Genomic DNA, 8,049 nt, shown 5'->3' with positions numbered 1-8,049 from the left:
GGCGGGTTAGAACCCGCCTTACCACTCACGACCGGCCGGGGTCACCAGGCGACCGGGAGCTCCACCAGGCCCGTGAAGGACTCCCCGGGGTTGACCGGGATCTCGTCCGCCGCCACCGCGAGGCGCAGGTTCGGCAGGCGCTTCAGCAGCGTGCCGAAGGCGATCTCCATGATCGCGCGCGCCAGGTCCAGGCCCACGCACTCGTGGGGGCCCGAGCCGTAGCCGAGGTGGTCGCCGGTGTCGGAGCGGTGCCAGTCCAGGACTTCCGGCTGCCCGTAGTGCTCCCCGTCCCGGTTGATCAGCGAGAGCACGAAGAACACGCCGTCGCCCTCGGCGATGGTGGTTCCGTCGACGTCGATGTCGGCCGCCGCCACCCGCTGGATGCCGTCGGTGACCGCCGCGACCCGGCTCAGCTCGTCGACGGCCGCGGGCAGCAGCGCCGGGTCGGCGCGCAGCTCGGCGAGCCGCTCGGGGTGCTGGAGCAGCGCGCTGGCGCCGATCGCGATCGAGCTCGACGTCGTGTGGTGGCCGCTCACCAGCATGATGAGCAGCAGCTGGAGCACCTCCGCGGCACCGTCGTCCCCGACGACGGTGAGGTAGGTGTCGAGGAGGCTGTCAGCTGGGTGCTGCCCGGCCAGCTTGGCGACGTAGGCCACGAGCTCGTCGTAGGCCGTCACCGCGGCCGGTCCGAACAGCTGGCCGGTCTGCTGCTTGAAGTACTCCTGGTCTTCGCGCGGAATGCCCAGCGCCTCGTACAGCGAGAACAGCGCGGCGGGCGAGGCGAAGGCCGACACGAGGTCGGCGGGCGCACCGTGGGCGACCATCTCGTCCACCTGCCGGTCGGCGACCGCCTGGAGCTTCGGCCGCAGGGCGTCGATCAGCCCGGGCGTGAACCCCGCCTCGGCGATTTCCCGCCGGGTGCGGTGTTCCGGATCGTCGACCCCGACGAGCGCGGTGAGCCGGCCGATGACCTTCTTCTGGTCCGCGCCGAAGTTCCGCGCCGCGGCGGCGGCCGCGTTGGCCACCGGCCACGCGGGATCGCTGTGGTCACTGGAAATCCGCGGATCGGCGAGCAGCCGCCGGGCCAGCGCGTACCCGGTGACGGCCCAGGCTTCCCGGCCGTCGTAGAGGCTGATCCGCGAGAGCGGCCGCCGGTCGGCCAGCAGCCGGTAGCCCGGCGCCGGCCGGTAGGGGCAGGTCCGGTTCTGGGGAAAGGCAACGGGTTCGGTCATCAGGCTCTCCTCGGGGAAGGAGCCGCGTCACCGAAACCGGCTCCGCCGGACAACGGTAGGAACGCGCGCCCGGCCGAGGATCCCCCATCCTGATAGGACTTTCGCGCAGGGCCACGGCGGATTGGTTTCGTGGCAGGGGTTACGCACCGCAGACGGCCCGGCCGGGCAGGTCGGCGACAAGGACCGGCAGCGCCCCGAACAGGAGGGCCTCTTCAGTCCGGCCGGCCGGACTGAAGAGGCCACTCGACTGAGCCGTCGACGGGGGAGATCGGCGGCTCAGGCTTCGACGGCCACGCCGGGGGCGGGCTCGGACGCCGGCGCGGGCTTGGGGCGGCCCGGCAGGAACAGGCACAGCGGCACCGCCAGCGCGGTGAAGCCGATCGACCACCAGAACGTGGTGCCGTAGGCGTGGATGAGCGCGTCCGGCGTCTTCGCGCCGGCCGAAGCGTGCTGGAGGATCATCGCCAGGACCGCGATCCCCAGCGAGCCGCCGATCTGCTGGATGATGAGCACCAGGATCGTGGCGTTCGGGATCTGGGCGTGGTCGAGCCCGATGTAGGCGGAGCTGGCGAGCGGGATCGTCGCGACCCCCATGCCGAGGCCGCGCACCAGCAGCAGCGCCATCAGCAGCACGTCCGGGGTGCCGGCGGTGACGAACGCGAACGGCACGGTGGTCAGCACCACGGCACCGAACCCGACCAGCGCCACCGTGCGGGGGCCGATCTTGTCGGTGTAGCGGCCGGCGACCCACCGGGACAGCAGCGTGCCGACGCCCTGCGGGATGAGCAGCAGCCCCGCGCCGAGCGCGTCCACGCCCCGGGCCTGCTGCCAGAACAGCGGGAGCAGCAGCATCGCGCCGTACAGCGTCGCGCCGCTGAGGAAGTACAGCACCGACGACGACGCCACCGACCGGTGGCCGAAGAGCCGGACGTTCACCAGCGCCCCGGCGCCCCGCGGGAGGGCCCAGACGACGAACCCGGCGATCAGCGCGAGGCCGATCAGGAGCGGGACCAGCACGTCGGGGCTGCCGAAGCCGGCGCCGGTCCGGGACAGGCCGAAGACGACGGCGACCGCACCCGGCGACAGGAGGAGCAGGCCGACGACGTCGAGGCGGCCGCGGTCGCCGCCGGCGGGGCGGTCGGCGGGGAGGTTCCGGTACGCGAGCCAGAGGCCGGCGACGCAGAACGGGATGTTGACCAGGAACAGCAGCCGCCAGTCGCCGGTGGCCAGCAAGAGGCCGCCCAGCACCGGGCCGAGGATCGGACCGAGCGCGATGGGCAGCGAGATGGTCGCCATCACGCGGCCGGTGTTGCGGCCCCGGGCGGCCTGCATGATCAGGGTCATCATCAGCGGCATCATCAGGCCGCCGCTGATGCCCTGGACGGCCCGGAACACGATGAGGCTGGTGGCGTCCCACGCCACCGAGCACAGCACCGAACCGATCAGGAAGAGCGCGAGCGCGCCGAGCCACAGCCGCTTCCCGCCGAGCGCCGACTGGGCCCACCGGACGATCGGGATCGTGGCGAACATGGCCAGCAGGTAGCCGGTGCTGACCCACTGGATCGTGGCGATCGGCGCGTGCAGCTCGCCGGCCAGGTCGTTGATGGCGACGCTGACGATCGTGGTGTCGAACATCGCCGCCAGCGCCCCGACGATGATCGTGAACGCCAGCCGCCACACCGCGGGATCGACGCGGTCGGCCGGCGTGGACTCGCTGGAGGAAGACACGGACACTCCTAAGATACGTCTGTGTTTCTTATTTGGTCATCGTAAGCTGGCGTGAATAAGATGCGCAAGTGTTTCTTGAGGGAGGCCGGCATGGGTGAGCGGCGACGGGGCGCGGTCCTGGAGCAGGCGCTGCTGGACGCGTCCTGGCAGGAGCTCGAAGAGGGCGGCTACGCGCGCTTCACCATGGACGCCGTCGCCGCGCGCGCCGGGACCAGCCGCCCGGTGCTGTACCGCCGCTGGAGCGACCGGTCCGAGCTGCTGCGCGCGACGATCGTCCACGCCCTGCAGCGCAACCGCGTCCGCGCGCCCGAGGACACCGGCTCCCTGCGCGGCGACCTGCTGGCCCTGATGTCGGAGATCAGCCGGACCCGGGCCGAGTTCGTCACCATGATGAGCGTCCACCTGGCCGGGTACTTCGAAGAAACCGGCACCGACCCCACGGCCCTGCGCGAGGTCATCGGGCACGACCAGCCGCACGCGCTGGACGTCGTGTACGAGCGTGCCGCGGCCCGGGGCGAAGTCGACCTCGCCCGGCTCTCCGCCCGGGTCAAGGCCCTGCCGTTCACCCTGCTGCAACTGGAACTGCTCACCACGCTCAAGACCGTGCCCGTCGCGGCCCTCGAAGAAATCCTCGACACGATCGTGCTGCCGCTGCTGGGGACGGACTGACGGCCGTGCGCACCGATTCCACCAGGACTGAGGATGTCCCGGCCCCGAGTGGGCGGGCAGGCTGGGGTGCCGTCACCGGCCGGTCGCGTCCCGCGGCCACCACCGAAGGGAACGTCATGGTCGCTGTTGCCGACACCTGGGGAGCCCCGCAGTCGCTGTTCTGGCTGCACGGGCAAACGCCGGCCGAACCGGTCACCTTCGACCCGGCCACCAAGGTGTGGAACGTCTACGGCCACGCCGACGCGCTGCGCATCCTCAACGAGCCGGCCACCTTCTCCTCCGCGGTGCAGCGCAAGATCCCGATCGACGACCGGGTCAACGAGGGCAACCTGCTGCGCATGGACGGCGTGCCGCACGCCAAGCTCCGCAAGATCGTGAGCCGCGTCTTCACTCCGAAGGTGGTGGCGGGCCTCGAACCGAGGATCACGGAGCTGACGAAGGAACTGCTCGCCGACGTCGGCGAGCGCGACCGGTTCGAGCTGGTCGAGCAGCTGGCCTACCCGCTGCCGGTCATCGTCATCGCCGAGCTGCTCGGCGTGCCCGCCGAGGACCACCCGCTGTTCAAGCAGTGGGTGGACATGATGTTCCGCGGCCGCGAAGAGATCTTCATCGAGGCGGACGGCGACGAGAAGGTCGTCATGGACGGCGCCGAGGAAGTCCTGCGCTACATCGCCGAGCACGTCGCGCAGCGCCGCTCGAACCCCGGCGCCGACCTGCTCTCCAAGCTCGTCGAAGCCGAGGTCGACGGGGAACGCCTCAGCGACGCCGAAGTCGTGAACTTCGGCTTCGTGCTGCTGCTCACCGGGCACATCACCACGACCATGCTGCTGGGCAACGCGGTGCTGTGCCTGGACACCTACCCGGAGTGGCAGGACCGGGTGCGTGCCGACCGGTCGCTGGTGCCGCCGGTGATCGAGGAGTCCCTGCGGCTGCTCCCGCCGTTCGCCGCCGTTTCCCGGCTCACCAACGAAGAAGTCGAGCTGAGCGGGCAGCGGATCCCGGCCGACGAGCTGCTGATGGTGTGGCTCGCCGCGGCCAACCGGGACGCGACCGCGTTCCCCGGCCCGGACACCTTCGACCCGTCCCGCGACCCCAACAACCACCTGTCCTTCGGACGCGGGGTCCACTTCTGCATGGGTGCGCCGCTGGCCCGGCTCGAAGGCCGCGTCGCGCTGAACACCCTGCTGGACCGGTTCCCGCGGCTGAGCACCGACCCGCAGGACCGTCCGGTGTTCAAGACCATCCCGATCATGACCGGCATCGACAAACTCCCGCTGCGCACCGGTTTCACCGGCTGAGCGCGACCCGCCCGAAGAACTTCTGCTGAGGAGCACAGGTGACGACGAATCCGGCGCCGTTCAAGGTCGGCGAGGCCTACGACAGTTTCGCGGAGCTGCTCGACCGGCTCTGGGGTGACAACCTGCACCACGGGTACTGGGACGACGCCGACGGCGGCATGACGCTCGAGGACGCCACCACCCGGCTGACCGACAAGCTGGCCGGGCTGCTGACCATCGAGCCGGGCGACCGGCTGCTCGACATCGGTTGCGGCATCGGCGAACCCGCCATCCGGCTGGCCGCCGCGCACGACATCACCGGGGTCGGGATCTCGATCGCGGCGGGGCAGATCGAGCGGGCGAACGCGCGCGCGGCCGCCGCCGGGCTGGCCGGGCGGCTGTCGTTCGAGCTCGCCGACGCGATGCAGCTGCCGTTCCCGGACGAGTCGTTCGACGTCGTCTGGGCGCTGGAATCGCTGCACCACATGCCGGACCGGTGGCACGTGGTCGAGCAGGCGGCCCGGGTGCTGCGGCCGGGCGGCCGGATCGCGATCGGCGACTTCATCCTGCGCGGCGGCGGGAAGACGCCCGACGCGTCCAGTGTGGACCTGGTCGAGATGGGCGCGCTGAAGCTCGTCGACGTCGACGAGTACCGCTCCCGGCTCGAGGCGGCCGGGCTGGTGCCCGAGCGGGTCGAGGACGTCAGCGACCGCACCCGGCCGTCGTGGGACAAGGCGGCGGAGCGGTTCGAAGCGCTGCGGGAGCCGGCGCTGCAGCACATCGGGTTGCAGCAGTTCGAAACCACGCTCTCGCGGTTCCGCCAGTTCGCCGACGAACCGGCGGTGGGGTACGTCCTGCTGACCGCGCGCAAAGCATGAGCTTCCCGTTTTCCACCCGGAAGAAAATCGCAACAAGGCAGGAGACGCCAAGAACATGAATGCAGGAAGAGTCGGTCGGACCACACGTGGATCCCTCCGTGCGGTCGGGCTGCCGGCGGTGCTGTTCGCCGCCCTCGTCACCGCGGGTTGCGGTGCCGGCAGCGCGTCCGGCGCGGACGCCCCCAAGACCGACGACCGAGGTGAGATCACCCAGCAGATCTACCGGTTCTACGCCGACATGGAAGAGCGGCAGTTCGACAAGCTGAACACGGTGCTCGCCGACGGCGTCGTCGTGAAGACCCCCTTCGGCACCACCACCGGGCGCGACAAGGTCATCGCCCAGACGGCGGAGGCGGCCAAGCAGGAGGATCGCGCCCAGCACGTCGTCACCAACGTCCTGGTGGACGTGACCGGCGACAAGGCCACCGTGCGCGCGTTCGTGGACCAGCTCATCGGCAGCAGCAAGACGCCGCAGGGCAAGATGGGTCCCCAGCCCACGACGACGGTCAGTTCCGTGATGCGCTACGAAGCCACCAAGACGCCGGACGGCTGGCGCCTGTCCCACATCGAGGGCGACGTCCTGTGGGCCGCGCAGGCTGCCGCCGGGCAGTGAAACCGCGGTTCTGAACAGCCGGTGGGGTGAACCACCGACTGGGGGCCCGAACTTCCGACCGGCCGCGGATCGTGTCTCGCGAGAGGCGCGGTCCGCGGCCGGTTCGTTTCCGAAAAGGACACTCCGGACATCGCACGCAAAACCTCCCCGGTGATCGCGAATTCCGGCCTCTACCAGGCCAAAGGTGGGCCGAACTACCCACGTGAGTAATGGTTCCGGCGCTCCGGCTGGGCGAATCTTGGCTGAATTCACCTGATCGCCCCTCGGGAGGGGATACATGGATACCAGCAGCGAGACCTGCCCCGTGGACACCGGCAGCACCGGGACCTGCCCCCTCGACATGAACGATCCGGAGCTGCTCCGCGACCCGTTCGGGGGCTACTCGCGGCTGCGCGAGGAAGGCCGCGTCGTGCGGGCCCTGTGGCCCGGCTCGACCACCCCGCTGTGGCTGTTCACCCGCTACGACGACGTCAAGGAAATGCTGGCGGACAAGCGGTTCGCGAACAACCCCGGCAGCGTGCCCGGTGCGGACGTCGAGAAGGTCCACCAAGAACTGGTCGAGGCGCTCGGGCTCGAAGAGAAGTACATCAAAATCTTCACCAGCAGCCTGCTCGACGCCGACGGCGAGGACCACGTCCGGTTGCGCCGGCTGGTCTCGCGGGCCTTCACCGCGCGGCGCGTCAACGACCTGCGCCCCCGGGTGGAGGAGATCACCGCGCGCCTGCTGGACGACCTGGAGCGGCAGGCGGCCGTGGACGACGAGGACGGCATCGGCGTCGTCGACCTCCTCGAATACTTCACTTACAAGCTGCCGATCAACGTCATCTGCCAGCTGATCGGCATCCCCGAGCGCTACTGGCCCCAGTGGCGGCAGTGGGGCAAGGACGCGTTCTCGCTCGTCCCCGGCGCGCAGAACGAGCCGATGCGCGGCATGGTCGACCAGATCACCGAACTGGTCGCGCTGCGCCGCGCCGAGCCCGCCGACGACCTGCTGACCGGGCTGATCAACGCGCACGACGACGACGGCGACGGGCTCACCGAGACCGAGCTGATCACCATGGTGCTGACGCTGGTCCTGGCCGGCACCGAGAACACCGCGCAGACGATCGGCAACGGCATGATCGCCCTGCTCACCCACCCCGACCAGCTGGCCGCCCTGCGCGCCGAACCCGAGCTCATGCCGGGGGCGGTGCACGAGCTGCTGCGCTGGTGCGGCGCGTTGCACAGCACGCAGTTCCGGCACGCGGTCGAGGACGTCGAGATCGCCGGCGCGAAGATCAAGCAGGGCGAGAAGACGATGGGCATGCTCGTGGCGGCCAACTACGACCCGCGCCACTTCGAGGACCCGATGCGGCTCGACATCCGCCGCCAGACCGACGGCCAGCGCGAACTCCACGTCGGCTTCGGCGCCGGCCTGCACTACTGCCTGGGCGCGCACCTGGCCAAGCAGGAGTTCGAGGTCGCCTTCACCGGCCTGATCAACCGCTTCCCCGACATGGAGCTGACCGGCCCGCCGGAGAACCTCGACCGTGGCAACATGCCGGGCTCGTGGCGGCTCAAGCGCCTGCCGGTCCGCCTGAAGGGCACGCCCCAGGCCTAGCAAGGTCTGCCGCGGCTTGTCGTGAGTGGTAATTCGGGTTAGAACCCTGATT

7 protein-coding genes are annotated in these 8,049 nt (G+C 70.3%); 5 read left to right on the top strand and 2 right to left on the bottom strand.

Translation table 11 applies throughout. The annotated features are described in order from the left end of the window. Window positions 1–41: 41 nt before the first annotated feature. Window positions 42–1,232: a cytochrome P450 gene (locus ACWEVN_RS44120; RefSeq protein WP_452055258.1), complete on the bottom strand. Its 1,191-nt coding sequence runs from the start codon at window positions 1,230–1,232 to the stop codon at window positions 42–44. A gap of 276 nt (window positions 1,233–1,508) precedes the next feature. Continuing rightward, entirely contained in the window at window positions 1,509–2,960 is a 1,452-nt protein-coding gene (locus tag ACWEVN_RS44115; protein ID WP_452055257.1) for an MDR family MFS transporter, read from the bottom strand. A 90-nt stretch (window positions 2,961–3,050) separates the two neighbouring features. Here ACWEVN_RS44115 and ACWEVN_RS44110 point away from each other — a divergent pair, with 90 nt between their 5' ends. The 5 genes from ACWEVN_RS44110 to ACWEVN_RS44090 all read left to right on the top strand — a co-directional run bounded on the left by ACWEVN_RS44110 (window position 3,051) and on the right by ACWEVN_RS44090 (window position 7,997). Further along, window positions 3,051–3,629, top strand: a complete 579-nt coding sequence (locus ACWEVN_RS44110) for a TetR/AcrR family transcriptional regulator (RefSeq protein ID WP_449682120.1) — start codon at window positions 3,051–3,053, stop codon at window positions 3,627–3,629. Between the two features lie 116 nt (window positions 3,630–3,745). Then, window positions 3,746–4,927, top strand: a complete 1,182-nt coding sequence (locus tag ACWEVN_RS44105; RefSeq protein ID WP_449682119.1) for a cytochrome P450 — start codon at window positions 3,746–3,748, stop codon at window positions 4,925–4,927. A 38-nt stretch (window positions 4,928–4,965) separates the two neighbouring features. Next, a complete protein-coding gene (locus ACWEVN_RS44100) occupies window positions 4,966–5,784 on the top strand; it encodes an SAM-dependent methyltransferase (protein ID WP_452055256.1) in 819 nt (272 codons plus the stop codon). Between the two features lie 118 nt (window positions 5,785–5,902). Further along, a complete protein-coding gene (locus ACWEVN_RS44095) occupies window positions 5,903–6,397 on the top strand; it encodes a nuclear transport factor 2 family protein (protein ID WP_449682117.1) in 495 nt (164 codons plus the stop codon). A gap of 277 nt (window positions 6,398–6,674) precedes the next feature. Continuing rightward, the gene (locus ACWEVN_RS44090) at window positions 6,675–7,997 is read left to right on the top strand and encodes a cytochrome P450 family protein (RefSeq protein WP_310967749.1); all 1,323 of its coding nucleotides are present in this window, start codon (window positions 6,675–6,677) and stop codon (window positions 7,995–7,997) included. The last annotated feature ends 52 nt before the right edge of the window (window positions 7,998–8,049 follow it).

This window comes from Amycolatopsis sp. NPDC003861, from assembly GCF_053605405.1.
Note: the sequence above shows the minus strand (reverse complement) of the source record. Positions and strands in the feature narration are given on the sequence as shown.